The following is a 26,160-nucleotide window of genomic DNA, read 5'->3' as shown; positions in this document are numbered from 1 at the left end:
GACACAAAAAATATAATATCACAGAGCCTGTAATCACGCAAGTACTTGTCCGAAATTATTTTCAAACGCTGCGGTTAGGCTTCAGCTATGCCGTCTTCAGATGCTTTTGACCGGAGCACCTTCTTCATGTTTTTTTCAAATTTCGCTCTTGGAATAAGAACACTATGCTTGCAACCGACACACTTGATGCGGATATCCATCCCCATTCGAATGATCTCCATCTCATTAGAACCGCATGGATGCTGTTTTTTCATTTGAACGACATCGCCCAGCTCAAACTGCTTTCGCTCCATCAAATTCCGCCTCCCTTTTCATTGCGATGGTAAGTTACCATTCGAGGATATGGAATTTCAATTCCGCTAGCATCTAATGCCTTCTTAATCTCCATATTCAGCGTACGAGAAACGATCGAATGCGTATTCGGCCTACATTCCGCAATGACACGAATAGTCACCCCTGTCGGTGCAATCGCTTGTATGCCAAGCACCTCCGGCGCATTAATTAAATTCTCATCCCGCAGCGTGATCATCGTATGGCGGATAACATCAAGAGCCCGATCGACTTCTTCCTCAAACGCAATCGAAATATCCACTACGGCTATGGTATTATTAACTGAGAAATTCGTGACCTCGTTGATCATCCCATTTGGGATAATATGAACCTCTCCTGTCCAGCTTTGTACGCGAGTCGTACGAAGACCGATCATATCTACCGTCCCTTTAAATTGCCCTGTCTGAATGACATCCCCAACAGCGAATTGATCCTCCAGCACAATAAAAAAACCTGTAATAATATCCTTCACTAAGCTTTGAGCGCCAAATCCGATTGCTAACCCCAGCACTCCTGCTCCTGCAAGCAACGGGCCAAGATTAATGCCGAATTCAGACAAGATGAGCATCACCGTAATAAAGTAAACAACATACGAAGCTACATTTTTCATCAGCTTCCCTAATGTTGTCATTCTCCGGGTATGAGTTGGCAATCGTTTGCTCTCGCGCTCTAAGATGACCCGATCAATGGTTTTATGTATGATCCATACGACTAAACGACCAATAATTAAAAATAAAGCTACGCGTAATACTGAACTTCCAAAGGCTAGCCATAGTTCGTTATCTGTCAACCACTCAATAACTTTATTATATCGTTCATTGATTGACACCGCTATTCCTCCCTTACTATCCTGGTTTCTGTCTACACTTCTATTTGCTCGTAGCCAGCCTGCACCGCTTTAAATATACCCCTAATTTCCACGTTTTCTTGCTCAATGACTTCCTTCACTACCCTTAAATCGTCTTCCGGAAAATGAATCGACAACGCGCAGCCGGCTGTTATTTCCTTCGGCGTGGGACAGATGTCAATTTCAATCTCTGCGTACTCGAGCAGCATCTCGGCGCGTAATGCCTGCTGAGTTGAATCAAATGCAATTAACACGGGCAAGACCCCCCACTTGTTTGTATGACAAATCGCCTTCGTAAGCTTATTCATAAATATCAAACTATCTGACGTATAAAATGGTTGTCCCATCCATATACTAGTAACATATCGGCATTATCGGAGGGATTCTATGAAGCTTCCATTTATTAAAGAGACGCCTTTGAAGGTACCCTATACTACCGTTAACGTAATCGGCATGCTGGTTAACCGCCTTACCGCCATGCTGGAAGAAATGGCCGATAACCGCCCCATCGTAGTCGTCTGTGTTGGAACGGACCGTTCCACAGGCGATGCATTAGGGCCGCTAATTGGAACCTCTTTATCCAAGTACCGCAGCTCACACTTTTCTTTATTCGGTACTTTAGAGAACCCCGTTCACGCTATGAACCTGGATGATACTCTGATTGAAATCAACCGCCGGTTCCATAAACCTTTTGTTATCGGAATTGATGCTTGCCTAGGTCAAGTATCCAGCGTTGGCAGCATTCAAGTTGGAGTTGGCCCCGTACGTCCTGGCGCCGGCGTCAACAAGGATCTCCCCCCTGTTGGCGACATTCATATTACCGGAATTGTAAACGTCGGCGGCTTTATGGAGTATTTTGTGCTCCAAAACACTCGGCTTCACCTTGTAATGAAAATGTCCGACATTATTTCACTCAGCTTATTTACAGCAATAGCGAACAATGCGCTTCTCAACTCAAGCGTTCGCGAGCAAACAGCTGCCGCTGACAACAACTAAGCTTCTAGCTACTCATTCTTATTTGGCTTCTACAATGGCTTTACGCTCTTCTGGCGTTAACTGATACGGTGAATCTCCTTTTTCAAGCGGCTTTGCGTACACGTACGTATTTTCCCGGTTATGAATACCAGTAAAGACTGCACCATCCTTCTCTTCATTTACAATAGCTATGGAGAAGCTGAGATCGCTGCCATGTTCGGCAAAAGCATTATATCGAATGATGCCAATTTTCCCTTTTTGCTGAGGCAACGACATTTGAACCTCTTTCACCTGTGCCTTCAGTTGTTTATTCGCATGCTGCTGCTCAGCTAGCTCTTCCTTCAATTCAATGATGATGTCTTCCAAATTCGTCACACCTGTGTTCCCCATGACCGCTGTATATTGCTTTCGCAGCTTTTTCAGCCGCCCGCCAATGATCGCTATCCAAATGAATAAAATGATGACAAATAAAGCTAAGACTACTGTAACAGCATTCATCGGATTTGATGTCCAATCTTCCATTGTTGTTGTTCCGCCCCCAGTTCATTGCTAAACCCCATATTGCTGTGCTATTTCCTTTATGGCATTCGTCAAAGCATCGATTTCCGCATCCGTCGTATAAATGCCAACACTAGCACGAATAGCTCCTGTTGCCGATGTTCCTGCGCATGCATGTGCGAGCGGTGTACAATGAAAGCCTGCTCGCACGGCGATCCGGTAATGCTGGTCCAAAATAAAAGACAGCTCAGACGGATCAACACCTTCAAGATTAAAAGCCACAATTCCTGTTCGTTGTTCCCCGAGTTCCGGTCCGATTAGCTTTACGCCATTCACAGGCATCAGTCCCTCAATAAGCCTTTGCGTCAAAGCCCATTCCTTAGTATGGATGTTCTGTACCGTCTCATTCAATACATGCTGAACGCCAGTTTTAAGGCCTGCCAAGCCAGGTGTATTTTGCGTACCTGCCTCGTATCTATCCGGCCTAACTAGAGGTTGCTCACGCGCCTCTGATTGACTCCCAGTCCCTCCATGCAACAATGGCAGCAAATCCATTTCAGGATCGATGTACAGCCCTCCTGTCCCCTGTGGGCCAAGCAAGCCCTTATGTCCAGGGAAAGCGAGCATATGAATCCCCATCGATCTCACATCTACAGGAATAATCCCTGCACTTTGAGCAGCATCAACAAGAAGCTTAATGCCATGCTTTCTTGTGAGCTCCGCAATATCTGCCACCGGCATAATTGTTCCTAATAGGTTTGAGCTATGATTGACAATAACCAATGTTGTATTAGGCTGAATCGCTTCAGCAACGTCATCTATATTTAGATTTCCACGTTCATCGGATTCTACGTAGGTTACTTCGATGCCAATTGTTTGCTCCAAAAAATAAAGCGGCCGTCTTACCGAATTATGCTCAACGGAAGTCGCAATGACATGGTCTCCCGGTTTAAGCCATCCTTTGATTGCCATATTGAGTGACATTGTCGTATTGGAGGTAAATGCAATATCATTTGGATTTTTTATGTTAAACAACTTGGCCAGCTGCTTACGCGTATCAAACATTATACGACTTGCCCGCACAGCCATAGCATGGCTGCCTCTTCCCGGATTAGCTGCATCATTTAACATTGCATTTACAACGGCCTCCGTTACTGCCGGCGGCTTAGGCCAAGAGGTTGCCGCATGATCCAAATAAATAACCGACTGCTCATTATTAATCACGAATTCCACACCTTTCCTACTCCATATTCACAACAATGGCATACCTTAGTTTAATCTTTCAAAAGCAAGATTACAACTTAGGTATGCCATTGTTTGGTATAGCTTACGCCATGTACTGGAGCAACTCTAGCAATCGTTCCAAATCTTGTTTGCTGTAGTATTGAAGCTCAATTTTACCTTTATCTTTTTGCTGTTTAATTTTAACTGTCGTCTTAAACCGTTCGCGCAACGACTCTTCAAGATGATCAATATATGGATCGCGTTTTTTCTGATTCGGCTTTGTTTTATCTTCAGACTGCTTCGTATCCAGCTTCTGAATGGCCTCTTCGAGATCACGCACACTCCACTCCAAGGAAACGGTTAGATCGGCTAATTCCTTCTGAGACTTTTCATCCTTAATACCAACCAAAGCTCTTGCATGTCCCATGGAAATTGTTCCACGTGAAACATTATCCTTAATTTCGGCAGGCAGTGAAAGCAAACGAACAAAGTTAGCGATGTGCGAGCGAGACTTGCCAACCTTCATTGACAACTCCTCTTGCGTAAGCTTGAACTTGTCGATTAAAGCTTGGTAAGCAACTGCAACCTCTATAGCATTCAAATCCTCACGCTGAAGATTTTCAATTAATGCAATTTCCATGACCTGTTGATCAGTAAATGATCTTACTACTGCAGGTATTGTAGCATTCCCGCAAAATTGAGAAGCACGGAACCGTCTTTCACCCGCAATAATTTCGTAACCTTTCAGAACTGTACGAACGATAATCGGTTGAATGATGCCATGCTGTTTAATGGATTCAGCTAGCTCTTTAATGGAATCCTCGTCGAACGTTTTTCTTGGCTGATACGGATTGGGTCTCAATTGAGATAATGAAATTTCAATCACTTTATCATCATCATTCACAGAAAGCGATGGGATAAGCGCATCCAGCCCTCTACCTAGCCGCTTGCTCATACATAATCACTTCCTTTGCGAGTTCAAGATAAACTTCCGCACCTTTAGATCGCGGATCGTATGTGATAATAGCTTGGCCGTGTGACGGCGCCTCACTCAAACGAACATTGCGCGGAATAATGGTTTGATAAACTTTCTGTTGAAAATATTTTTTGACCTCTTCAATAACTTGAATGCCAAGATTTGTTCTTGCATCAAGCATCGTCAAAAGAACGCCTTCGATTTGAAGAGATGTATTCAAATGCTTCTGAACGAGTCGAACCGTATTTAAAAGTTGACTCAATCCTTCAAGCGCATAATATTCACATTGTATAGGAATTAGAACCGAATCAGCTGCGGTTAACGAGTTGATAGTCAATATACCGAGCGAAGGAGGGCAATCAATTAGAACATAATCAAATTCATCCTTAACCATTTGCAAAGATTTTTTCAAACGGAGCTCACGTGATATCGTAGGTACCAACTCAATTTCCGCACCAGCCAGTTGAATCGTAGCCGGAATGATTTTCAAACCCTGAACGCCTGTGTCAAACATCGCATCTTTCGGATGGACATCATTAATAAGAACATCATAAATACAATTGGTTACATCACCCTTGTTGATACCAAGTCCGCTGGTTGTATTCCCTTGTGGATCAATATCAACTAACAACACTTTTTTACCAAGTGATGCTAGGCAGGCTGCTAGATTGACAGACGTTGTCGTTTTTCCGACACCGCCCTTCTGATTAGCTATTGCAATAATTTTCGACAAAACCGGCTCACCTCTATGTGTACAACTTTTATGTGCTATTTTCTTGAAATATAAGCATGTATACACATGAACAGTATACGGCGCTTACAATTCATCGCGAAACGAGATTTGCAGCCCAAAAAAGGCGTTGGGCGTTTACGCTTGATGCTTGTACGAATATAAAAATTAAGCTACAAATGGCATCGCCGCCCTCAGTGAGGACGGCACTAAATAAGTATGGAATTATTGCAATTTGGTTATTCTACTTCTATCGTTTAGGGATCTGAATGACGATTTCATAATGATCATCATGATCCTTTTCGTTCGTTTTAATTTGCAAACCAGAACCAGATACCATTTCAATTGATTGTCTAATTGTGTTTAGCGCCAATCGTACGTCCTTTGTAAAAGAAATGCGCTTTGCCTTTTTCAATTTGGACGATTCTTTTAAGAAGGCTATTCTAACTTCTGTTTGCTTAACGTTTAAATCTTTAGTTATAATTTCTTCTAAAACTTTAAGCTGTAATTCTTCATTATCTAACGACAATAGCGCTCTTGCATGCCGCTCCGTAATTTTACGCTCCATCAAAGCCGCTTTAATCGTATCATTTAGCATTAACAACCGTAATTTGTTGGCAATAGTCGATTGACTTTTGCCGAGACGCTGAGCCAAGCTTTCTTGTGTTAACTGATGAAGCTCTATCAATTTTTGATAAGCAATCGCTTCTTCAATAGCCGACAGGTTTTCCCTCTGAAGATTTTCGATTAAAGCAATCGATGCCGTTTGCGAGTCGTTAAACTCACGAACAATGCCGGGAATCGTATCATACCCCAGTTTAGTAACGGCACGCCAACGGCGTTCCCCTGCAATAATCTCATATCTTCCGTTACGCATACGAACAACGATAGGCTGAATGACACCATGCGTTTTGATCGTCTGACATAACTCTTCAATTCGGTCGTCATCAAAAATCGTGCGCGGCTGAAAAGGGCTCGCATCGATTTCATGAATCGGTATTTGCCGAACTTCATCTTGCGGTATGCGCTGCTCGGACAGGCCGAACAATCGAGAAAATTGTTCTTTCATATCGATAATTACCACCCGGTCATGAGATAAACCTTGCTTTTAACCGCTTCAAATGAAACCATTATTTCCATCTCACAACAGAAACCATGCGTTTCATATAAAATGCTAGCATGCTTAATAGATCAATACCTAACATGCAATCATTCTATTAAAAAGCAATTACAAGGTTTTTGCAATAAATACGCTTCAGCAGTAAGGTTGGTTCATTGCCAATTGGATTATTTTAGGTCACAAGAACCTCTCTCAGGTAATAATCGTCAACTGCACGGCTAACATCCATAACCAAATTGATTCGGTAATGATAGGAGAGGCTTCTTCTAAAATATAGCCATGTATAGTGAAAGACCACTATTCAGTGCATATATTATGCACCTTACAATTTAACAGCTGTCACATGGCAGCAGTAATTGTATTCGCTCGCCTACCGGTATCGTCCAGTCTCTTCATCTAACTATATAATTCGACTATGGCTAAACGTTCTCCTGCTTGACACTTCTTTATAATGAATAATTGTTCTATGATTATGGCGATTATTCGATTGTAATAATCATATCCGTTTAAATGTTTCACGTGGAACATTCCTTAACAACTAGATTAGCGGCTGCTTAAGTGGAGTTCCTGCTTTTCTAGGGTATTTGCGAGGAGTAGCTTCTTTCTTCTCTATTAAAATAATATGGCGTTCGGATTGCTCGTTTGGAAGGGATAACTGATGCTGCGATTTGATTTTCCCCTTTAGCTCTCTTAGGCTAAAAGATGCTTCCCGCACTTCTTCATCAGATTGCGAGCCTTTCATCGCGGCAAACAATCCGCCTTTCCTCACGAACGGCAAACAAAATTCATTCAACACATTCAAACGTGCAACCGCCCTTGCTGTTACTAAATCATAGCTATCGCGGTGTTCTGGCATTTGCGCAATATCTTCAGCTCGGCCATGAAGACATAAAACCTGATCTAAACCAAGCTGCTCCTTCAAATGCGTTAGAAACTGAATTCTTTTGTTTAAAGAATCGACAATCATCACCTGCAAGTGAGGGAAACAAATTTTCAATGGAATGCTGGGGAACCCTGCTCCCGATCCAATGTCAGCAAGTTTTCGCACACTGCTCATATTAGCGTAGAAGGAAAGAGATACAGAATCATAAAAATGCTTTTCATACACGGCATCTCTTTCCGTAATGCCGGTTAAATTCATTTTTTCATTCCACTCGACAAGCAACCGGTAATAGAGTTCGAACTGATCAAGCTGAACGGTTGAGAGCGGAATTCCGCTCTCCTCCATTCGTTTCGTAAACCATTGCAATGTATCGTCCATATTACGAACCCCTCGCTGCCGTGACACGGTTATAGTGCTCAAGGTAAACAAGAAGAATTGAAATGTCGGCAGGCGTTACTCCGGCAATACGGGATGCCTGACCGATAGAAAGCGGACGGATAAGAGAAAGCTTTTGCTTCGCTTCTGAAGCTAGACTGCGTACATCGTTATAATCGATGTCATCCGGAATCCGCTTTTTCTCCATTTTTTTCAACCGCTCAACCTGAACCAGCTGCTTCTCAATGTAACCCGCATACTTGATTTGAATTTCAACCTGTTCCTTCATCTCTTCAGTCATTTCCGGAACGGAAGGAACGACGGTTTCGAGCATTGCATAAGTCACTTCAGGACGGCGAAGCAAGGATAAGGCATCTGTTCCATGCTCCATAGCGGCCGTACCGGCAGCAGTCAGCATTTCATTAACTTGATCCGGCTTTACTTTTGTTGCGCGCAAACGCTCGATGTCAATTTCAACAAGCTCTTTTTTACGCAAAAATTTATTGTAACGTTCTTCCGAAATAAGACCAATCTCATAGCCGGTTGGCGTTAAACGCAAATCCGCGTTGTCGTGACGGAGAAGCAACCGATATTCCGCTCTTGAAGTGAGTAAGCGGTAAGGATCGTTTGTGCCTTTTGTAACGAGATCATCGATCATGACCCCGATATAGCCTTCTGAGCGTCCAATAATAATCGGTTCTTTTCCTTGTACCTTGCGTGCAGCGTTAATGCCAGCCATTACGCCTTGCCCTGCAGCTTCTTCATAGCCGGATGTTCCATTAATTTGTCCAGCAGTGAACAAACTATCGATCACCTTTGTCTCCAAGGATGGCCACAGCTGTGTTGGCACTACAGCGTCATACTCAATGGCATAACCGTTGCGCATCATCTCAACTTTTTCCAAACCTGGGATGGAACGTAAAATGCCTAGCTGTACATCCTCAGGCATGCTTGTCGAGAGTCCTTGCACGTAGTATTCGGATGTATTTTTACCTTCAGGCTCTAAAAAGATTTGGTGCTTTGGCTTATCTGCGAAACGAACAATTTTATCTTCAATGGATGGGCAATAACGCGGTCCCGTTCCCTCAATGGCACCCGAGAACATCGGAGCGCGATGCAGGTTATCATTGATAATCTTATGCGTCGCTTCTGACGTATACGTTAACCAGCAAGGAAGCTGCTCATTGGAGGACGACTCCGTTTCATGCGAGAAAAATTTAGGTATGTCGTCTCCAGGTTGAATTTCTGTTTTGGAGAAGTCAATCGTATCCTTGTGCACGCGCGGCGGCGTACCTGTCTTGAAACGTACAAGCTCCAAACCATTTTCCTTCAAGCTTGCGGATAGTCTGACTGAAGGCTGTTGGTTGTTCGGACCGCTCTCGTACATCAGCTCGCCCATAATGATTTTGCCGCGCAAATAGGTGCCTGTCGTAACAACGGTCGTGCGTGCACGATATTCTGCACCTGTTTTTGTTACAATTCCTAAGCATTTGCCATCCTCAACGATGAGCTCCTCCGCCATACCTTGGCGCAGCGTCAAATGAGGGGTTTCCTCAATCGTCTTCTTCATTAGATGCTGATAATCAAATTTGTCGGCCTGTGCGCGCAGCGCATGCACTGCTGGCCCTTTACCCGTATTGAGCATCCTCATTTGAATAAACGTTTTATCGATATTATGTCCCATCTCGCCGCCCAGTGCATCAATCTCACGCACGACATGACCTTTGGCCGGACCTCCGATCGATGGATTACATGGCATAAAAGCAACCATGTCTAAGTTTATCGTAAGCAGCAGCGTCTCACAGCCCATACGCGCGGCAGCAAGTGCAGCCTCACAGCCCGCATGTCCCGCTCCAATGACGATAACGTCATATTCTCCAGCTACATATCCCATTGTTCTATACCCTCCTTAAAGGTTTTCTCAGAAAACCTACAACCTAACAAAAACTCGGTTTTTGTAGAAATCCGGCATCTTGAGCAAATGCTCGAATTTTGTAGAAATGCTGCAAGTTGAGCAATTGCTCGGTTTTTGCAGAAAATTTACTTCGTAACCATTATCTAAGGTTTTCATAGAAAACCGTCAAAGTAATAAAAACTTAGCTTGGCTTCATTGCAAACCGATATTCAATCATTCAACATGGCCTATCTCATACAACATACTCTTATAAGCATAATCCAAGTTTGGCCAGAAAGCCTACTTCCATCTATTTCCCTAAGCAAAACTGCGAGAAAATTTGGTCGATCAATGAATCGCCGGCTTCATCACCGAGAATTTCACCAAGCGACTCCCATGCCGAACGCGCATCGATTTGAATAAGATCAATCGGAATACCCGCATCCGACGCCTCTATTGCATCAACCAGCGATTGCCGCGCACGTTTCAACAATGCAATATGTCGAACGTTGCTGACATAAGTCAAATCGCCTGATTCGAGCTGACCCTCAAAAAACATCTCACTTATTGTCTTCTCTAATCGATCGAGGCCATTTTCCTCAAGAACCGACATTCTAACGATCGAATCAGCAGAAATCGACTCCTCCACCACCTCAATTTCTAATTGACGCGGCAAGTCAGTCTTATTTACGATCGCAATCACGGGTCGATCCTTCAATTGCTGCAGCAGCTCACGATCCTCTGCTTGCAATGGCTCATTATTGTTAAGCACGAACAAAATCAGATCCGCTTCTTCCAGCGCATTTCGCGAACGTTCGACGCCAATTCGCTCAACCACATCCGATGTTTCGCGAATGCCGGCAGTATCGAGCAGCCGAAGCGGAATTCCGTTCAATGCAACAAACTGCTCAATGACATCCCTGGTCGTTCCCGGGATATCCGTGACGATCGCTTTATTCTCCTGTGTCAGCACATTCATAAGAGATGATTTGCCGACATTGGGGCGTCCGACAATTGCCGTCACGATGCCTTCTCGTAATATTTTGCCTTCATTCGCCGTTTTTAGCAGACGATCTATTTCATCAATAGCAGAATCGCATTGGTCACGAATGAACGAACTCGTCATTTCCTCAACGTCATGCTCCGGATAATCGATATTTACTTCAATATGTGCAAGCAGCTCAATAACTGTCTGCCTTAACGCCTTAATTCTTTTCGACAGAACACCCTCCGCTTGCTTTCGTGCTACGGAAAAAGCACGATCCGATTTGGACCGGATCAAATCGATGACGGCCTCCGCCTGCATCAGGTCTATCCGGCCGTTCAGGAAAGCCCGCTTCGTGAACTCTCCAGGCTCCGCCGTACGGTAGCCATTCAACTGCAAGACGACATCAAGCACCTTCTTGACGGCGATGACGCCGCCATGCGCATTGATCTCAACGACATCCTCTGCTGTAAAGGAGCGAGGCCCGCGCATTAGCGTTACCAGCACTTCCTCTACCTCTTCGCCTGACGAAGGGTCAACGATATGTCCATAATGCAGCGTATGTGTTTCTGCATCCTTCAGATTTATTTTCGAACGAAAAATCGTTGCGATTCCGGAAATAGCCTCCGGTCCGCTTACTCTAATAATGGCGATGCCGCCTTCTCCGACCGCTGTCGAAATGGCTGCTATCGTATCATGTACCATTGCTGTCAGCACCTCTCAAATGGAAAAACAGCAATGACCATTATGAGCCATTGCTGTGGATAGCGTATAGATTCGTATACTTTTATGTGGCACACCTTATTGTCTCAGCGCAATGACAACTCGCCGGTTCGGCTCGTCGCCCTTACTGAACGTCTTCACCTTAGGATGGTTCTGCAGCTGCGAATGAATCACTTTGCGCTCATGCGGTGACATTGGCTCGAGTACAACTTCTTTCCTCGTGCGAATGACACGTCCCGCCAAACGATCGGATAAATCCGCTAACGTCTTGCGGCGGCGCTCCCGAAAATCCTCTGCATCAAGTACGATACGCAAATGACTGTCTGAGTAACGATTAGCCACAATATTAACCAAGTACTGCAATGCATCCAACGTTTGTCCGCGACGTCCAATCAGCATACCAAGGTCCCCGCTGCCAGAAACGGCCAGGTGAGTTCCTTCTCTTGTTTGCTTTCGATCGATATTCACTTGCAGGCCCATCGTACCAGCTACTTCACGGAGAAATTTCTCCGCTTCCAGCATAGGATCGGGAATAAGCTCAAGCTCGACTTTCGCTTCCTTTGCGCCAAACAGTCCAAAAAAACCTTTAGTGGGCTGCTCCAGCACAATTTGTTTAACGCGGTCTTCAGTTACTTGCAATTGTGTTAGTCCGTTACGTACAGCATCTTCTACCGTCTTCCCCGATGCAACGATTTTCTTCATTTCGCAGGGGCCTCCTTACCCTTGTCAGATGAACGAACGTACAGGAAGTAGTTTTGGACAATTGTGTAAATGTTGCTGTAAACCCAGTAAAGCGGAAGCGCTGCTGGGAACGAGATCGCCATAACAAAAATAAGCACTGGGAAAATCGCCAACATCATACCCATGCCCGGCATTGTTTGCGTTTGCTGCTTCTGCATCATCTTAGACTGTATGAAAGTCGTTGCGGCAGCCAGGAGCGGGAGGAAATAATAGGTCCAGCCCCCATCGTTAGCACTTTTACCAAGTTCAAACCAAAGGAACGTATGCTCACGAATATCCGGGTTCATGTAAATCGAGTTGTAAAGCGCGATAAATACCGGCATTTGAACAACAAGCGGCAAGCAGCCCGCCATCGGATTTACTTTATTCGTCTGGAACAGCTTCATCGTTTCCTCTTGCTGCTTCTGCGGGTTATCCTTGTATTTCTTCTTGATCTCAGCCATTTGCGGCTGCAAAGCCTGCATGGCCTTAGAACTGCGGTATTGCTTAAGCGTTAACGGTAAAATCAAGGTTCTTACAATGATCGTCAGAAGCAATATAGCAAGTCCGTAGGAATCGCCAAACCAGCCTGCGAACGTATCAAGCGTAATTGCAAAATAATAGACGACGTTTTTCTCCCAGAAGTTTCCGTGCAATAAATCAGCAGTCTCCGTCGTCTTGGTTGTTGGAGCGCCACAGCCTGCAAGCACACCCATCAACAGAACAAGACCAAGCACTAAAATCCATTTCTTGTTTTTAGTCCAGAACAACAACATTAAAACTCCTCTCTGAGAGCCATTACATCAAGCGTAAACGGCCGGTGCCGTCCTTGCGGCGAAAGCTTGTCCCGCGATGAAATATAAGTTATGTATAGAAGTTAAGCTTATACCTGCTTATATTCCAAACGTAAACGGCTATGGCCATACACTTGCGGCGCAGCATATGTTTCGGGCTTGAAATATAGGTTTTGTATATCTTATACATTATTATATTTCCATTCTAGACTATACCATATTTTATGGGACAAAGAAACAACGAGACTGTACCTGCATCCGCTTTCTTCACTCTTGATGCATATCGATTTTCAGGTACGCAAAGAAAGCCTGCAGAATAACGTTAATCTGCCTGCTTCTCCTTCACTTGGCCCGAGCTCTTCAGCAAGCCGGCCTTCTTCAATACATGAAGAACGCTCTTCTCCATTTCCTTCATCTTCATCATCGTAGCCGGTTTTCTTACTATTAGTATGAAGTCGGTTTTTGGAACGATCCGATCTGCTTGATGACGAACGATTTCCTTAATCATTCGGCGCATGCGGTTGCGTATAACCGCATTTCCTATTTTCTTACTCGCGGACACACCGAGGCGAAACGGCTCCGCCGATGGCTGCTTAGACCAATAGACGACAAACTGTCCATTCGCAAACGATTTACCGCCTCGATAAATTCGGCTAAAGTCTTCACGGTTGCGAAGACGCAATTTTCTATGCACGACTGATGGCCACCGTTCTTTCGTAGATCTTCTACTAAGTATCGCCAGCAATGGAGCAGCTTAAGCAGCCTGCTCCCTGCTCCTCACCCTCATAAGCAAAAAAAAAAGACCACCGGACGTGGTCTTCTGCTTATGCGCTCAGTACTTTTCTTCCTCTTTGACGACGCGCTGCCAAAACTTTACGTCCGTTCTTCGTGCTCATCCGTTTGCGGAATCCATGCACTTTCGCGCGTTTGCTTACATTAGGTCTAAATGTAGGTCTCATCGTTCTGCACCTCCTATACTGCGTGTTTCCAATCAAGCGTAAACGGCTCTCGCCGCCTTATTTGACGGAGCAGCATCGTTTCGCAGCCTTATATTTAAAAAAACGCTTTTTTTATTAAACCACGTTGGCCGCCAAAAGTCAATGTCCTGTTCATACTTCATCTTGTTGATAAAAGTTTTTGATATACGGCTGTGGATAAACGCATGAAACGGCTCCGTTTATCAAAAACTAATAACATGTGCACAATCCACAGGAGCGCCGAACGAACTTTGTCGAAATCTTAACAAGATATAAACAATATGTAGTGGTGTAGATAACTTTTATGCACAAGCAGTTGAGAATGTGGATAAAATATGCGAATCCGTTGAAATATAAGGCATCTTTTGCTATGATAAATATGTTTTCATTGTGGATTAGATCGTTATTGCCTCAGTTTTATCAACAGCCTGTGGATAACATTGTGAACAAACTCATCCCCTATTTATAACTCATTCACTTATTCTTCTTTATAATGTGGATGCATTCGTTATAATACCCTGATTTTCGACAATTTTTCTTGTAACTGCGCCAACCAAGGCGATTTGGATAAGGAGTGACAGTCTGTGGACAGCCATACCTATGATTTATGGCAGCAAGTGTTGTCGATCATCCAGACTAAACTAAGCAAGCCTAGCTTTGACACCTGGTTCAAAGCAACGAAGGCTTCTTTTGTCGATGATTCCATGCTTGAAGTAACAGCGCCGACAACATTTGCGGCCGAATGGCTGGAGGGCCGTTATACAAAACTAATAAGAACGACGCTATTCGAGTTTTTGGGCAGGCAGGTCGATGTTCGCTTCTCCATTGAAGAACCGAAGAGCGCAGAACCGGCTTATATGATTCCGCCGAAAACAGTGAATTCCCCAGTCTTAAATGAAGAAGCAGCGCCTACTCATTTGCTTAACCCGAAATATACGTTTGATACATTCGTAATAGGGGCTAACAACCGTTTTGCGCATGCTGCTTCGCTTGCAGTCGCGGAAGCGCCGGCCAAAGCCTATAATCCTTTGTTTTTGTACGGTGGCGTCGGGCTTGGCAAAACCCATTTAATGCACGCGATCGGCCATTACATCATGGATCACAACCCGAATACGAAAGTGCTCTATATTTCGTCCGAGAAATTTACGAATGAATTCATTAACGCCATTCGTGATAACCGTGGCGAGAGCTTCCGCACGAAATATCGAAATATCGACGTCCTTCTTATTGACGATATTCAATTTCTAGCGGGTAAAGAGCAGACGCAGGAGGAGTTTTTCCATACCTTTAACGCGCTGCACGAGGAACGTAAGCAAATCGTCATCTCAAGTGACCGGCCGCCAAAAGAAATTCCAACGCTGGAAGAACGGCTGCGTTCCCGGTTTGAGTGGGGGCTCATTACCGACATTCAGCCGCCGGACCTGGAGACACGTATCGCCATTTTGCGCAAAAAGGCCCGGGCCGAAAATTTAGATATTCCTAACGAAGCGATGATCTATATCGCTAACCAGATCGATACGAACATTCGTGAATTGGAGGGCGCCCTTATTAGGGTAGTCGCCTATTCATCCTTAATAAACGCTGATATTTCATCGCATTTGGCAGCCGAAGCGCTAAAGGACATCATTCCTTCCAGTCGGCCAAGAATGATCACAATGCATGATATTCAGACAAAAGTCGGGGAGTTCTACGGACTGCGTCTGGAGGAATTCAAAGCGCGGAAAAGAACGAAGGCTGTCGCCTATCCAAGGCAAATCGCCATGTATTTATCGCGGGAGCTGACCGACTTCTCGCTTCCTAAGATCGGCGAAGCATTTGGAGGCCGTGATCACACGACAGTCATCCATGCTCACGAAAAAATTTCGCAGCAGCTTAAAATAGATCAGGACCTGTACAAAATCATTCAAAACCTGACAGAAAAGATCAAAAATCATATGTGAACAACTAAGCAAGCCTATACACACGCTATGCACATGTGGATAGGCTTGCTTTATCGGTCTTCCACGGGGTTATCCACATATTCAGTGCCCCTACTACTACGACTACTAAAAATCTTTAAAAAAACATCATCAAAAACGCTAAACGGCGATTGCCTTCCTTTGGCGGCAAAAGCTCGTTTTGTGCGAACCCATACTCGGATGAATCTATAAGAACGCTAGGAGTGAAAACATGAAATTATCAATCTCAAAAAATGAATTAAACGATGCGATACAACAAGTAGCGAAAGCAGCATCATCAAGGCCTGCCATACCAATACTCGGCGGTATTAAAATCGAGGTTACCCACTTGGGCGTAACGCTTACCGCCAGCGATACCGATATATCCATTCAAAGCTTTATCCCTGTGGAAAGAGATCAATTCGTTATTGCACATGTGGATAAACCCGGAAGCGTCGTTTTACCTGCCAAATTTTTTGTCGAAATCGTAAAGAAGCTTCCATCCGAGCAAGTCGTTATCGAAGTGAGCAATACTTACCAGACAATCATTCGTTCCGGATCAACGGAAATCCAAATGGTAGGACTCGATCCTGAAGAATTTCCGGTTCTCCCTTCCATCGAACAGAACGAATTGCTGCAAATGCCAGGCGATTTATTAAGAGCGATGATTCGTCAGACCGTACTAGCAGCTTCGGCAAGCGAACAAACGCCAATTTTGACAGGTGTACTATGGAACTTGCTTGAAGGCGAGCTGAAATTTGTAGCAACCGACCGCCATCGTCTAGCCAGCCGCAGCGCTCAGGTAGATACCGACTCACAGTTCAAGTTCAGTAACGTTGTTATTTCAGCCAAAACGCTAATTGAGCTGTCGAAGCTCGTTCCGGAGCAAAACGCGCTCATAGATATCGTGGTAGCAGACAATCAAGTTCTATTTAAGCTTGGAAACGTATTGTTCTATACGCGTATTCTCGATGGAACTTATCCCGATACTTCTAAGATTATTCCGCAAACCTTTAAAACAGAACTCGTTCTCGATACAAAAAAAGTAATGGACGCCATAGACCGTGCTTACCTCATGTCTCGCGAGGAAAAAACGAATATCGTTCGCCTCATGACGCTTGAAGACGGAACTATCGAAATATCGTCCAGCTCGACTGAGCTTGGCCGCGTAACGGAGCAGCTCGAACCGACGGAATTTAACGGCGAACCGCTTCGCATCGCATTTAACTCGAAATATATGCTTGATGTGCTTAAAGTAATCGACAGTGAGCAATTGTTTATCGGCTTTACAGGCGCAATGAGCCCGATTATTATTCGTCCAATGGATCATGCGTACAGCATGTACGTCATCTTGCCTTATAGAACAACGGGCTAACAGAGAACTTAAGCGAAGAAAGGAATGACTTATTTCGATGAAGGAAATCGGCATCAAAACGGAATATATAACGCTTGGCCAATTTTTAAAGCTATCCGATTGCATTTCAACCGGCGGGCATGCTAAGTTCTTTCTTCAAGAGAACACCGTGATCATTAACGGGGAAGCGGATAACCGCAGAGGAAGAAAATTGTATGCTGGAGATAAAGTAGAGGTTGAAGGCTGCGGCGTCTTTACGGTAGGTAAAGCGTAACGCACCAACGGACCGGGAGGTCGAAACGTGTTTTTAACGAGCATACAGCTGCAAAATTACCGGAACTATAGTGAACTCGACCTACAGACTCCTAATAAGGTCAACGTATTTCTTGGGCCGAATGCACAGGGCAAAACCAACTTGCTCGAAGCGATATTCGTACTTGCTCTAACCAAGTCGCATCGCACATCGAAGGATAAGGAGCTTATTGGCTGGCAGGCCGATTCTGCCCGTATTGCGGGAGAAGTCGACAAGAAATACGGGTCGATCAAGCTGGATCTCCTATTTTCCGCGCAAGGCAAGAAAGCGAAAATTAACGGGCTCGAGCAGCGTAAGCTGAGTGATTTTATCGGTTCTCTCAATGTCGTGATGTTTGCGCCGGAGGATCTTGAAATCGTGAAAGGAACGCCGGGTGTACGAAGACGGTTTCTCGATATGGAAATCGGACAAGTGCAGCCCGGCTATTTGTATACGCTGCAGCAGTATGGGAAAGTGCTTCAGCAGCGGAATAACTTTTTGAAGGCTTCTTACCCTGGAGGAGCTAATCAGACTATGCTGGACGTGTGGAATATGCAGCTGGCAGAGCATGGTGTTAAAATCATGAAAAAAAGGAAACACTTTATACATAAATTACAAACGTTTGCTGAACAAATTCATGCGGGCATTACGAACGGCACCGAGCAGCTCACCATCCAGTACCGTCCATCTTTTGACACGGATGCCCTGCAAGATGAAACTGTTTTATTTGATCAATTTATGATAAAGTTAACACAGGTGAAAGATCAGGAGATTCGCAGAGGCGTTACGCTCGTCGGGCCACATCGCGATGATCTGGCGTTTTTTATTAACGGCAAAGAGGCGCAAATATTCGGCTCCCAAGGGCAGCAGCGAACGACGGCCCTATCTTTGAAATTGGCAGAAATTGAGCTCATTAACGAGGAAATCGGAGAATATCCGCTTTTGCTGCTTGATGATGTGCTGTCGGAGCTCGATCAGAATCGTCAGACGCAGCTTATTGAGACATTTCAGAGTAAAGTACAAACCTTTATTACAACGACCGGCCTTGAGAGCGTGAATGTGAGCAGGCTTCAGGATGCCGGCATCTACCATGTACACGACGGCCGAGTGACACGTTAAGCTGCGGATAGGAGAGGTGATGAAGAGGATATGTACATCCATTTGGGCGGCGAGAAAATAATCCGGGCTGCGGAGCTGGTAGCCATTTTTGATATTTCGATCGAGCAATCCTCTAAACTATCCAAACAATTCGTTGCGGGAGCACGGAAGCGTAAAGACGTTGAAACGATAGGCGAGGAAGAGCCGAAATCGATCGTTGTTACGAAGCAGAAAATATATTATTCGCCTATTTCATCCTCTACGTTGAAAAAACGGGCCCATCATTTTGCAGCAAACGGCTAGAGCTAAGGCGAACAGGAAGAGCAGTTGAGAGGAGCAGTGAAGTTGCATGTCTTTGGAACAGCATACGTATGACGAGAGTCAGATACAGGTCCTGGAAGGATTAGAAGCGGTACGCAAACGTCCGGGGATGTATATTGGCTCCACTAGTGGCAAAGGTCTCCACCATCTCGTATGGGAGGTTGTCGATAACAGTATTGACGAGGCTTTGGCCGGTTATTGCACGAGAATTCAAGTTATTGTGCATGAGAATAACAGCATAACCGTTATCGATAATGGACGCGGTATTCCCGTAGGCGAGAATGCGAAACTGAAAAAATCGACGCTAGAAGTCGTTATGACTGTCTTGCATGCGGGTGGTAAGTTTGGCGGAGAGGGCTATAAAGTATCCGGCGGCTTGCACGGGGTCGGCGTATCAGTCGTAAACGCGCTGTCCGAACTCGTCATTGTTCAAGTAAAACGCGAAGGCCATATTTATCAGCAAGAGTACCGCAAGGGCGCTCCGCAGTATGATATCAAAATAATTGGCGATACGACGGAGACGGGCACTCAGGTTACGTTTACGCCGGATAGCGAAATTTTCACTGAAACAACTGTATATGACTATGAGACGCTGCAGTCGCGTATTCGCGAGCTCGCGTTTTTGAATAAAGGAATTGAGATTGTTCTTTCCGATGAGCGTACGGGTGTATCGAATTCGTTTAAGTACGAGGGCGGTATTATCGAGTTTGTCAAATACTTGAACCGTAATCGCGAGGCCCTTCATGAACAGCCGATCTATGTTGAAGGGGCGAAGGATCATATCCATGTAGAGGTCGCTTTGCAATATAACGACAGCTACACTGAAAACATTTATTCGTTTGCGAACAATATCAATACGCATGAGGGCGGTACGCATGAATCCGGCTTTAAGAGCGCCCTGACGCGAATTATTAACGACTATGCCCGTAAAACGAATTTAATCAAGGACAATGATTCGAACTTCTCCGGCGACGATGTGCGGGAAGGATTGACCGCGATTATCTCCGTCAAAATTCCAGAGCCGCAATTCGAGGGGCAAACAAAGACGAAGCTGGGCAACAGTGAAGTGCGCGGAATCGTAGAATCTTTCTTTGCCGAGAAGCTGCAGGAATTTCTTGAGGAAAACCCGTCGGTATCTCGTAAAATCGTAGAGAAGGGCTTGCAGGCCGCTCGTGCACGGGAAGCAGCGCGCAAAGCGCGTGAGCTGACTCGTCGCAAAAGCGCGCTTGAAGTGGGCTCTCTGCCTGGTAAGCTTGCGGATTGCTCCTCTAAGGACGCATCGATCAGTGAGCTGTATATCGTAGAAGGTGACTCTGCAGGCGGATCAGCGAAGCAAGGTCGCGATCGCCATTTCCAAGCGATTTTGCCGCTGCGCGGTAAGATTTTGAATGTGGAGAAGGCACGCCTAGATCGAATTCTTGGCAATGCGGAAATTCGGGCGATCATTACGGCGCTCGGTACCGGCATTAGCGATGAATTTGATCTGTCTAAGGCGCGTTATCACAAAATCATTATTATGACCGATGCTGACGTCGATGGTGCTCATATTCGCACGCTCATGCTGACATTCTTCTATCGCTACATGCGTCAAATTTTAGAGGCGGGCTATATTTATATCGCGCAGCCTCCGCTATTCAAAATTGAACGCAATAAGGTTATTCGCTACGCGCAAACCGAAAAGGAACGCGATAGAATCATTGCTGAATTCGGTGAAGGCGTCAAAGTAAACGTTCAGCGCTATAAAGGACTTGGCGAGATGAATGCTACTCAGCTATGGGAGACTACGATGGATCCGGAAAGCCGTACGATGCTGCAGGTAACGATTGAGGATGCCATTGAAGCCGATGTCGTGTTCGATACACTCATGGGTGATAATGTCGAACCACGCCGTGATTTTATTCAAAAATATGCGAGATATGTAACGAATCTCGATTTTTAATCATAAAGATCTGCAAAGAAGAAGCCGACCATCACGGGCGGCTTCTTCTTTTTTTGAAACGTCCGTATGCTTTAGCATAACGGTATACTTTTTGAAAGACACTTTTATCGGGCAGCTTCCGGAAAATAAAAGGATCGGGAGATGTATTCACTTCCAGAATCCAAGGATGCAGATTTGCATCGATCGCAATATCGACGCCTAGTTCTTTGAGATTCGGATACTCTGCTTGCAGCACGTTCGCAATGGAAATGCACAGCCTTCTTAGCCGGTTTTGAAATGCAGCGAGCTCGGAGGAGTTAGCATGATCGCTCATAAGCCGCTCGATGGCCATAGGCGTACCTCCGCTATGGTAGTTTGTGACGATTTTTGCCGGATGGGCAAGCCGTCCGATAATGCCGGTCACTTCCCATTCATTGCGCAAGTTTTTTTGAACCATGACTCGTATATCGAAGCGGCGCTTCTGATGGCGAAGCAAGTGGATTCCTCTTTGTACAATGTAGCTGCGCTTCCTCTTTTGCTTAACGAGCTTCATAAAGAGCTGATCGAATGTGGGGCAGAATGTGGCCTTTGTATCCAGCTGGAATCGGTAGCCGAGAGCCGGAACAGTCGTTCTTTCTACACGAATGACGCCATTTCCAAACGAACCGTTTATCGGCTTAACATAAACCATGCCATAATCACTTAGCATTGATTGAAGGCTGCTGCGGCTAAATAGCTTTGTTAGAGGCATATACTGTCGTAAATAATCAGATTTAAGCATGATGTTAGTTTTAGCCCATTTACTCTGAACGCGTTGAATGCTCAACGATTTTTCTCCTCTCACAAAGCCTCTTTGCGTATAAACGATTTCAAACGATGCAGGAGACAGACTTAGAATTGAGTGGTATAATGAAAGTTGGGTTTGTTTATTTTATGGCAGTTTTACGTATATGGAGAGCGGTAATTCACCTATTTTTTATGACGAATTATGTCATATTCACGGGAATTCCAAAAGCATGAGCGAAAAAGGTTTATATGCTCGCTTTTTGAGAAAGTAATATAAGAGTTATGATGATTCAAGAAGCTATAGATGGCGTTAGGGAGGTAAATCATGGCGGAAGAACAACGTATATCTATAAGAGATCGGGATATTGGTACGGAGATGCGGGATTCCTTTATGGATTACGCTATGAGTATCATTGTAAGCCGTGCTCTTCCCGATGTAAGGGATGGTCTTAAGCCGGTACATCGACGCATTTTGTATGCGATGTCTGAGCTGGGCATGTCACCTGACAAGCCCCATAAGAAGTCGGCGAGAATAGTAGGGGAAGTAATCGGTAAGTACCATCCGCATGGTGATTCAGCTGTATATGAGTCGATGGTACGGATGGCGCAGGATTTCTCCATGCGTTATATGCTCGTTGATGGACATGGGAACTTTGGTTCGATCGATGGTGACTTTGCAGCTGCAATGCGTTATACGGAAGCGCGTCTTTCGAAGATAGCAATGGAATTGTTACGCGATATCAACAAGGAAACGATTGATTTTGCGCCCAACTACGACGGTGAAGAATCGGAGCCGGTTGTATTGCCAGCGCGTTATCCTAACCTGCTCGTAAACGGGGTTACAGGGATTGCCGTCGGTATGGCTACGAATATTCCTCCTCATAACTTGAACGAGGTTATTGATGGGGTTCAGGCTCTAATTGTTAACCCGGATATAACGCCAGTTGAGTTAATGGAATATATAAAAGGTCCCGATTTCCCGACAGCCGGTTTTGTAATGGGCCGTCAAGGCATCAGGCAAGCTTATTTGACAGGCCGCGGTTCGGTAACGATGCGGGCACGGGCGACTATCGAGGAGAATAACGGAAAAGCACGTATCATTGTGCATGAGTTGCCTTATCAAGTTATTAAGGCGCGTTTAGTTGAGAAAATTGCCGAGCTCGTTCGTGAGAAGAAGATCGAAGGCATTACCGATTTACGTGATGAATCCGACCGTAACGGTATGCGTGTTGTTATAGAGCTTCGCCGAGACGTTAATCCAAGCATAGTGCTGAACAATTTGTACAAGCATACACAGCTGCAATCTAACTTTGGCATTAACATGCTCGCACTCGTAAATGGCGAGCCTAAGACGCTTAACATACGCGATATGCTTTATCATTACTTGCAGCATCAAATCGAGGTTATTCGTCGTCGTACCGAATTCGATTTGAAGAAAGCAGAGGCTAGGGCGCACATTCTGGAAGGTTTGCGAATTGCGCTTGACCATTTGGACGAGGTAATCGCATTAATTCGCGGTTCCCAGACAGCCGATCAAGCCCGCGAAGGCTTGATTACAAGATTCTCGCTCAGCCATGAGCAGGCGCAGGCGATTTTGGATATGCGCTTGCAACGTCTGACTGGTTTGGAAAGAGACAAAATTGAAGCAGAATACGCAGAGCTTATGCGTAAAATTGCTGAATATAAGGCGATTTTAGCCGATGAGCAGCTTGTGCTTGATATCATTAGCACGGAGCTTGCTGAATTGAAAGACCGTTTCGGTGATGAGCGCCGGACAGAGCTGATGGCGAGCGATGAAGAGATTCTGGACGAGGATCTTATTCCTCGTGAGGATGTTATTATCTCGATTACTCACTCTGGCTATATCAAGCGTTTGCCGGTTGGTACGTATCGCAGCCAGAAGCGCGGCGGTAAAGGCGTAGTCGGCATGGGAACTAAGGATGATGACTTTGTCGAGCATTTGTTTGTATCCAATACGCATCACTATCTGCTGTTCTTTACGAACAAAGGTAAGGTATACAAGCTCAAAGCCTATGAAATTCCCGATCTCAACCGTACCGCTCGCGGAACGCCGATCATTAACCTGATTCAAATCGAACAAGGTGAGACGATTAACGCGGTTATACCGGTGCAAGAATTCGATTCGGAGCACTTCTTGTTCTTTGCTACAAGACAAGGGGTTGTGAAGAAGACTCCACTTGATGACTATGTCAACATCCGGAAAGTCGGATTAATCGCGATCTCGCTCCGTGAGGACGATGATTTAATTGGCGTGAAGCTGACCGACGGCAATCAGGAAATCATCATGGGGACAGCGCAAGGGATGTCTATTCGTTACTCAGAGCAGGATGTTCGCTCGATGGGACGTTCGGCTACCGGCGTGAAAGGTATCCAACTCGATGATGATGATACGGTTATTGATATGGACGTAATCGTACCTGATAAAGATATTCTTATCGTTACCTCGAAAGGCTACGGCAAACGGACTCCAGTCGCCGATTACCGTATTCAAAACCGTGGCGGTAAAGGGATTAAGACGCTTAACGTAACCGATAAGAACGGGCCGATCGTATCGCTCAAAGTCGTTGAGAACGATGAGGACCTTATGATAATGACTGCGTCCGGAACGATGATCCGCACAAGTATGGAAGGCATATCTACGATGGGCCGGAATACGCAAGGTGTAAGACTCATTAACACGCGTGAGGATGATACGGTAGCGACTGTTACCCGCGTTGCCCGTAACGAAGATAATGAAGTGTTGGATGAGAATGAAGAACAAGACAACGGCGAAACACCAATAGAATAAAGATAGCGGACACGGCTGATGCCGTCATACGGCGGCTCAGCTTGTGTATCGCAGAGATATATGTATGCCAGATATACTAATCAGGCACAAGGGGAGCGGAGTCTCGTGGCAGCGGTAACGTTATCACAGCTTAAGCTAGGCGAAAAAATCAGTGAAGATGTCCTCACCCCGCTTGGCAGTATTCTTTTTCAAAAGGGAAGGGTCATTACAACTAAAGAAATAGAAATATTACAAGCATTCCTTATCACGAATGTTGAAGTCGAATCAAACCAAGCATCAAGCAAAACACGCGAGGATGCAGATGATGATACGGGACAGGAAGCGAACCCAGTAATAGCCGCGTCTCCCCTTCATGAAGAGTATGACAAAATGGTTAATGTGTTACGCAAAGTATTTAACTCTTTTGTAGCTGGTCAAGCTATGCCGGTTATGGATATTCGAAAGCAGCTTGAGAAGATGCTGGAGCATATTAAGAGCTACAACTTGTTGACCTTTATACCGCGTCAATTTATGGAGAAGGATTATCTGCTCCATAACAGCATCACATCCGCGTTAACTTCCTACCAAATTGCGCAATGGACCGGCTTTCCTCAAAAGGATTGGATGCAAATCGCATTTGCTGGCTTATTGCATGATATCGGCAACGTACGAATCGACAAAGCCATTTTGACGAAGCCCAATACGTTATCGGTAGAAGAGAAAGAAGAAATGATGCGCCACACGGTTCTCGGTTATCAACTGCTCAAAAATGTACCCGCACTAAATGAAGGCGTGAAGATGGCTGCGCTGCAGCATCATGAGAAGGTTGACGGAACGGGATATCCGCTCGGTATAGATGCGACGAAGATCCATCCTTATGCCAAAATCGTAGCTATTGCTGATATTTTTCATGCAATGACTTTGAACAAGGCGTATAGGAAGGCTGCTTCTCCTTATCTTGTCCTGGAACAAATTCAAAGTGATGCTTTTGGCAAGCTGGATCCGGCTTATGTTCGTACATTTATTGAGAAGGCTACCCAGTTCCATAATGGAACTATCGTAAAGCTTAGTGATGAACGTATGGGGGAAATTGTATTCTCGGATCGGAATTATCCGACTAGACCGTGGGTATCAATTGAAGGAACAATCGTAAACCTAATCGTTGATCGAAATCTTTATATAAAAGAAGTGCTCAGATAAGGGAGCTTCTTCAAAAATAAACAGTAAGTATGTGTGTATCGCGGTAAAGCTGGTTTAAGCTTTCTTGGCGAATCATCGTACTTGCTGTTTTTTATTGTAGGATTAGAATAACTTTAGAGGAACGGAATATTGTGAGAAACGATAACAAAGATAACGGGATTAAATGCTAAAAACTTATTTTAAAAAGTTTTAAAAAAACACTTGCATTAACTTGGGCGTCTGTGATATATTATCTAAGTCGCCAACGAGATACACGGCTGACACGAAAGAAAAGATTGTTCTTTGAAAACTGAACAACGAGTAATAACTGCCTCGCAAATCCTTCGGGATAAGCGAAAAAGCGATAACAAGTAATGAGCAAGTCAAACACCAATTTGGAGAGTTTGATCCTGGCTCAGGACGAACGCTGGCGGCG

At 44.9% G+C, this 26,160-nt stretch carries 26 protein-coding genes; 9 read left to right on the top strand and 17 right to left on the bottom strand.

Features of this window, described 5'->3' with window-relative positions; all coding sequences use genetic code 11:
* Positions 1-74: 74 nt before the first annotated feature.
* From AC0YNZ_RS11985 to AC0YNZ_RS11975, 3 genes are read right to left on the bottom strand one after another with little or no spacing between them, the layout of a single operon-like run.
* Positions 75-293, bottom strand: a complete 219-nt coding sequence (locus tag AC0YNZ_RS11985; protein ID WP_110769973.1) for a DUF951 domain-containing protein — start codon at positions 291-293, stop codon at positions 75-77.
* A complete protein-coding gene (locus AC0YNZ_RS11980; RefSeq protein WP_475826823.1) occupies positions 293-1,159 on the bottom strand; it encodes a mechanosensitive ion channel family protein in 867 nt (288 codons plus the stop codon). Before AC0YNZ_RS11980 ends, AC0YNZ_RS11985 begins: the two co-directional genes overlap by 1 nt.
* Before the next feature lie 32 nt (positions 1,160-1,191).
* On the bottom strand, positions 1,192-1,485 hold the full coding sequence (locus AC0YNZ_RS11975) for a putative Se/S carrier protein (RefSeq protein ID WP_475826822.1): 294 nt from the start codon (positions 1,483-1,485) through the stop codon (positions 1,192-1,194).
* A gap of 79 nt (positions 1,486-1,564) precedes the next feature.
* Here AC0YNZ_RS11975 and yyaC point away from each other — a divergent pair, with 79 nt between their 5' ends.
* Positions 1,565-2,173 carry a spore protease YyaC gene (gene yyaC / locus AC0YNZ_RS11970; RefSeq protein ID WP_110769971.1) on the top strand — a complete coding sequence of 203 codons (609 nt, stop codon included), beginning with the start codon at positions 1,565-1,567 and terminating at the stop codon, positions 2,171-2,173.
* A gap of 18 nt (positions 2,174-2,191) precedes the next feature.
* Here yyaC and AC0YNZ_RS11965 read toward each other — a convergent pair whose 3' ends face one another.
* From AC0YNZ_RS11965 to rpmH, 12 genes are all read right to left on the bottom strand, one after another.
* Positions 2,192-2,674 (bottom strand): DUF4446 family protein, encoded by a 483-nt coding sequence (locus AC0YNZ_RS11965; protein ID WP_475826821.1) that lies wholly within the window; start codon positions 2,672-2,674, stop codon positions 2,192-2,194.
* A 27-nt stretch (positions 2,675-2,701) separates the two neighbouring features.
* Entirely contained in the window at positions 2,702-3,883 is a 1,182-nt protein-coding gene (locus AC0YNZ_RS11960; RefSeq protein WP_475826820.1) for an aminotransferase class V-fold PLP-dependent enzyme, read from the bottom strand.
* Between the two features lie 94 nt (positions 3,884-3,977).
* Complete coding sequence (locus AC0YNZ_RS11955) at positions 3,978-4,829, bottom strand: ParB/RepB/Spo0J family partition protein (RefSeq protein WP_475826819.1); 852 nt, start codon at positions 4,827-4,829, stop codon at positions 3,978-3,980.
* The gene (locus AC0YNZ_RS11950; RefSeq protein WP_475826818.1) at positions 4,810-5,583 is read right to left on the bottom strand and encodes a ParA family protein; all 774 of its coding nucleotides are present in this window, start codon (positions 5,581-5,583) and stop codon (positions 4,810-4,812) included. The genes AC0YNZ_RS11955 and AC0YNZ_RS11950 overlap by 20 nt, the downstream gene beginning before the upstream one ends.
* 247 nt (positions 5,584-5,830) lie before the next feature.
* Positions 5,831-6,649 (bottom strand): nucleoid occlusion protein, encoded by an 819-nt coding sequence (gene noc / locus AC0YNZ_RS11945; protein WP_475826817.1) that lies wholly within the window; start codon positions 6,647-6,649, stop codon positions 5,831-5,833.
* 589 nt (positions 6,650-7,238) lie between these two features.
* Positions 7,239-7,961 carry a 16S rRNA (guanine(527)-N(7))-methyltransferase RsmG gene (gene rsmG, locus AC0YNZ_RS11940; protein WP_475826816.1) on the bottom strand — a complete coding sequence of 241 codons (723 nt, stop codon included), beginning with the start codon at positions 7,959-7,961 and terminating at the stop codon, positions 7,239-7,241.
* A gap of 1 nt (position 7,962) precedes the next feature.
* Positions 7,963-9,852 (bottom strand): tRNA uridine-5-carboxymethylaminomethyl(34) synthesis enzyme MnmG, encoded by a 1,890-nt coding sequence (mnmG, locus tag AC0YNZ_RS11935; RefSeq protein WP_475826815.1) that lies wholly within the window; start codon positions 9,850-9,852, stop codon positions 7,963-7,965.
* 310 nt (positions 9,853-10,162) lie between these two features.
* Positions 10,163-11,542: a tRNA uridine-5-carboxymethylaminomethyl(34) synthesis GTPase MnmE gene (gene mnmE / locus AC0YNZ_RS11930; protein ID WP_475826814.1), complete on the bottom strand. Its 1,380-nt coding sequence runs from the start codon at positions 11,540-11,542 to the stop codon at positions 10,163-10,165.
* A 96-nt stretch (positions 11,543-11,638) separates the two neighbouring features.
* Positions 11,639-12,262, bottom strand: a complete 624-nt coding sequence (jag, locus tag AC0YNZ_RS11925) for an RNA-binding cell elongation regulator Jag/EloR (protein WP_475826813.1) — start codon at positions 12,260-12,262, stop codon at positions 11,639-11,641.
* Entirely contained in the window at positions 12,259-13,056 is a 798-nt protein-coding gene (locus AC0YNZ_RS11920) for a YidC/Oxa1 family membrane protein insertase (RefSeq protein ID WP_475826812.1), read from the bottom strand. The genes jag and AC0YNZ_RS11920 overlap by 4 nt, the downstream gene beginning before the upstream one ends.
* Before the next feature lie 340 nt (positions 13,057-13,396).
* Positions 13,397-13,768: a ribonuclease P protein component gene (rnpA, locus tag AC0YNZ_RS11915; RefSeq protein ID WP_475826811.1), complete on the bottom strand. Its 372-nt coding sequence runs from the start codon at positions 13,766-13,768 to the stop codon at positions 13,397-13,399.
* Between the two features lie 130 nt (positions 13,769-13,898).
* Positions 13,899-14,033: a 50S ribosomal protein L34 gene (gene rpmH / locus AC0YNZ_RS11910; RefSeq protein WP_054025773.1), complete on the bottom strand. Its 135-nt coding sequence runs from the start codon at positions 14,031-14,033 to the stop codon at positions 13,899-13,901.
* Between the two features lie 602 nt (positions 14,034-14,635).
* On the opposite strand from rpmH, the gene dnaA reads away from it, so the two are divergent.
* The 6 genes from dnaA (at position 14,636) to gyrB (ending at position 20,992) form a co-directional block, all read left to right on the top strand.
* A complete protein-coding gene (dnaA, locus tag AC0YNZ_RS11905; RefSeq protein ID WP_475826810.1) occupies positions 14,636-15,991 on the top strand; it encodes a chromosomal replication initiator protein DnaA in 1,356 nt (451 codons plus the stop codon).
* A 229-nt stretch (positions 15,992-16,220) separates the two neighbouring features.
* Entirely contained in the window at positions 16,221-17,363 is a 1,143-nt protein-coding gene (gene dnaN / locus AC0YNZ_RS11900; protein WP_475826809.1) for a DNA polymerase III subunit beta, read from the top strand.
* Positions 17,364-17,400: 37 nt separating this feature from the next.
* Positions 17,401-17,616 (top strand): S4 domain-containing protein YaaA, encoded by a 216-nt coding sequence (yaaA, locus tag AC0YNZ_RS11895; protein ID WP_056637852.1) that lies wholly within the window; start codon positions 17,401-17,403, stop codon positions 17,614-17,616.
* 27 nt (positions 17,617-17,643) lie between these two features.
* Positions 17,644-18,753 carry a DNA replication/repair protein RecF gene (gene recF, locus AC0YNZ_RS11890; RefSeq protein WP_475826808.1) on the top strand — a complete coding sequence of 370 codons (1,110 nt, stop codon included), beginning with the start codon at positions 17,644-17,646 and terminating at the stop codon, positions 18,751-18,753.
* 30 nt (positions 18,754-18,783) lie between these two features.
* Positions 18,784-19,035: an extracellular matrix regulator RemB gene (remB, locus tag AC0YNZ_RS11885; RefSeq protein WP_012772007.1), complete on the top strand. Its 252-nt coding sequence runs from the start codon at positions 18,784-18,786 to the stop codon at positions 19,033-19,035.
* Between the two features lie 46 nt (positions 19,036-19,081).
* Positions 19,082-20,992: a DNA topoisomerase (ATP-hydrolyzing) subunit B gene (gyrB, locus tag AC0YNZ_RS11880; protein WP_475826807.1), complete on the top strand. Its 1,911-nt coding sequence runs from the start codon at positions 19,082-19,084 to the stop codon at positions 20,990-20,992.
* 31 nt (positions 20,993-21,023) lie between these two features.
* On the opposite strand, the gene AC0YNZ_RS11875 is transcribed toward gyrB, so the two are convergent.
* Positions 21,024-21,815: a YheC/YheD family protein gene (locus AC0YNZ_RS11875; protein WP_475826806.1), complete on the bottom strand. Its 792-nt coding sequence runs from the start codon at positions 21,813-21,815 to the stop codon at positions 21,024-21,026.
* Positions 21,816-22,082: 267 nt separating this feature from the next.
* Here AC0YNZ_RS11875 and gyrA point away from each other — a divergent pair, with 267 nt between their 5' ends.
* Together gyrA and AC0YNZ_RS11865 are read left to right on the top strand one after the other, a co-directional pair.
* Complete coding sequence (gyrA, locus tag AC0YNZ_RS11870) at positions 22,083-24,566, top strand: DNA gyrase subunit A (RefSeq protein WP_475826805.1); 2,484 nt, start codon at positions 22,083-22,085, stop codon at positions 24,564-24,566.
* A gap of 105 nt (positions 24,567-24,671) precedes the next feature.
* Positions 24,672-25,745, top strand: a complete 1,074-nt coding sequence (locus tag AC0YNZ_RS11865) for an HD-GYP domain-containing protein (protein ID WP_475826804.1) — start codon at positions 24,672-24,674, stop codon at positions 25,743-25,745.
* A 189-nt stretch (positions 25,746-25,934) separates the two neighbouring features.
* On the opposite strand, the gene AC0YNZ_RS11860 is transcribed toward AC0YNZ_RS11865, so the two are convergent.
* The coding region (locus AC0YNZ_RS11860; RefSeq protein ID WP_475826803.1) for a hypothetical protein at positions 25,935-26,160 on the bottom strand (226 nt) is incomplete at its 5' end.

The sequence above is a fragment of the Paenibacillus sp. J2L1-98 genome (genome assembly GCF_056269405.1).
Note: the sequence above shows the minus strand (reverse complement) of the source record. Positions and strands in the feature narration are given on the sequence as shown.

Excerpts from the sequence above, each read along its gene's own strand:
- noc (WP_475826817.1), bottom strand. The coding sequence starts at position 6,649 with ATGAAAGAACAATTTTCTCGATTGTTCGGCCTGTCCGAGCAGCGCATA.
- AC0YNZ_RS11920 (WP_475826812.1), bottom strand. The coding sequence starts at position 13,056 with ATGTTGTTGTTCTGGACTAAAAACAAGAAATGGATTTTAGTGCTTGGT.
- jag (WP_475826813.1), bottom strand. The coding sequence starts at position 12,262 with ATGAAGAAAATCGTTGCATCGGGGAAGACGGTAGAAGATGCTGTACGT.
- dnaN (WP_475826809.1), top strand. The coding sequence starts at position 16,221 with ATGAAATTATCAATCTCAAAAAATGAATTAAACGATGCGATACAACAA.
- gyrA (WP_475826805.1), top strand. The coding sequence starts at position 22,083 with ATGGCGGAAGAACAACGTATATCTATAAGAGATCGGGATATTGGTACG.
- rpmH (WP_054025773.1), bottom strand. The coding sequence starts at position 14,033 with ATGAGACCTACATTTAGACCTAATGTAAGCAAACGCGCGAAAGTGCAT.
- gyrB (WP_475826807.1), top strand. The coding sequence starts at position 19,082 with ATGTCTTTGGAACAGCATACGTATGACGAGAGTCAGATACAGGTCCTG.
- yaaA (WP_056637852.1), top strand. The coding sequence starts at position 17,401 with ATGAAGGAAATCGGCATCAAAACGGAATATATAACGCTTGGCCAATTT.
- mnmG (WP_475826815.1), bottom strand. The coding sequence starts at position 9,852 with ATGGGATATGTAGCTGGAGAATATGACGTTATCGTCATTGGAGCGGGA.
- remB (WP_012772007.1), top strand. The coding sequence starts at position 18,784 with ATGTACATCCATTTGGGCGGCGAGAAAATAATCCGGGCTGCGGAGCTG.
- mnmE (WP_475826814.1), bottom strand. The coding sequence starts at position 11,542 with ATGGTACATGATACGATAGCAGCCATTTCGACAGCGGTCGGAGAAGGC.
- rsmG (WP_475826816.1), bottom strand. The coding sequence starts at position 7,961 with ATGGACGATACATTGCAATGGTTTACGAAACGAATGGAGGAGAGCGGA.
- AC0YNZ_RS11955 (WP_475826819.1), bottom strand. The coding sequence starts at position 4,829 with ATGAGCAAGCGGCTAGGTAGAGGGCTGGATGCGCTTATCCCATCGCTT.
- yyaC (WP_110769971.1), top strand. The coding sequence starts at position 1,565 with ATGAAGCTTCCATTTATTAAAGAGACGCCTTTGAAGGTACCCTATACT.
- AC0YNZ_RS11965 (WP_475826821.1), bottom strand. The coding sequence starts at position 2,674 with ATGGAAGATTGGACATCAAATCCGATGAATGCTGTTACAGTAGTCTTA.
- AC0YNZ_RS11985 (WP_110769973.1), bottom strand. The coding sequence starts at position 293 with ATGGAGCGAAAGCAGTTTGAGCTGGGCGATGTCGTTCAAATGAAAAAA.
- AC0YNZ_RS11975 (WP_475826822.1), bottom strand. The coding sequence starts at position 1,485 with ATGAATAAGCTTACGAAGGCGATTTGTCATACAAACAAGTGGGGGGTC.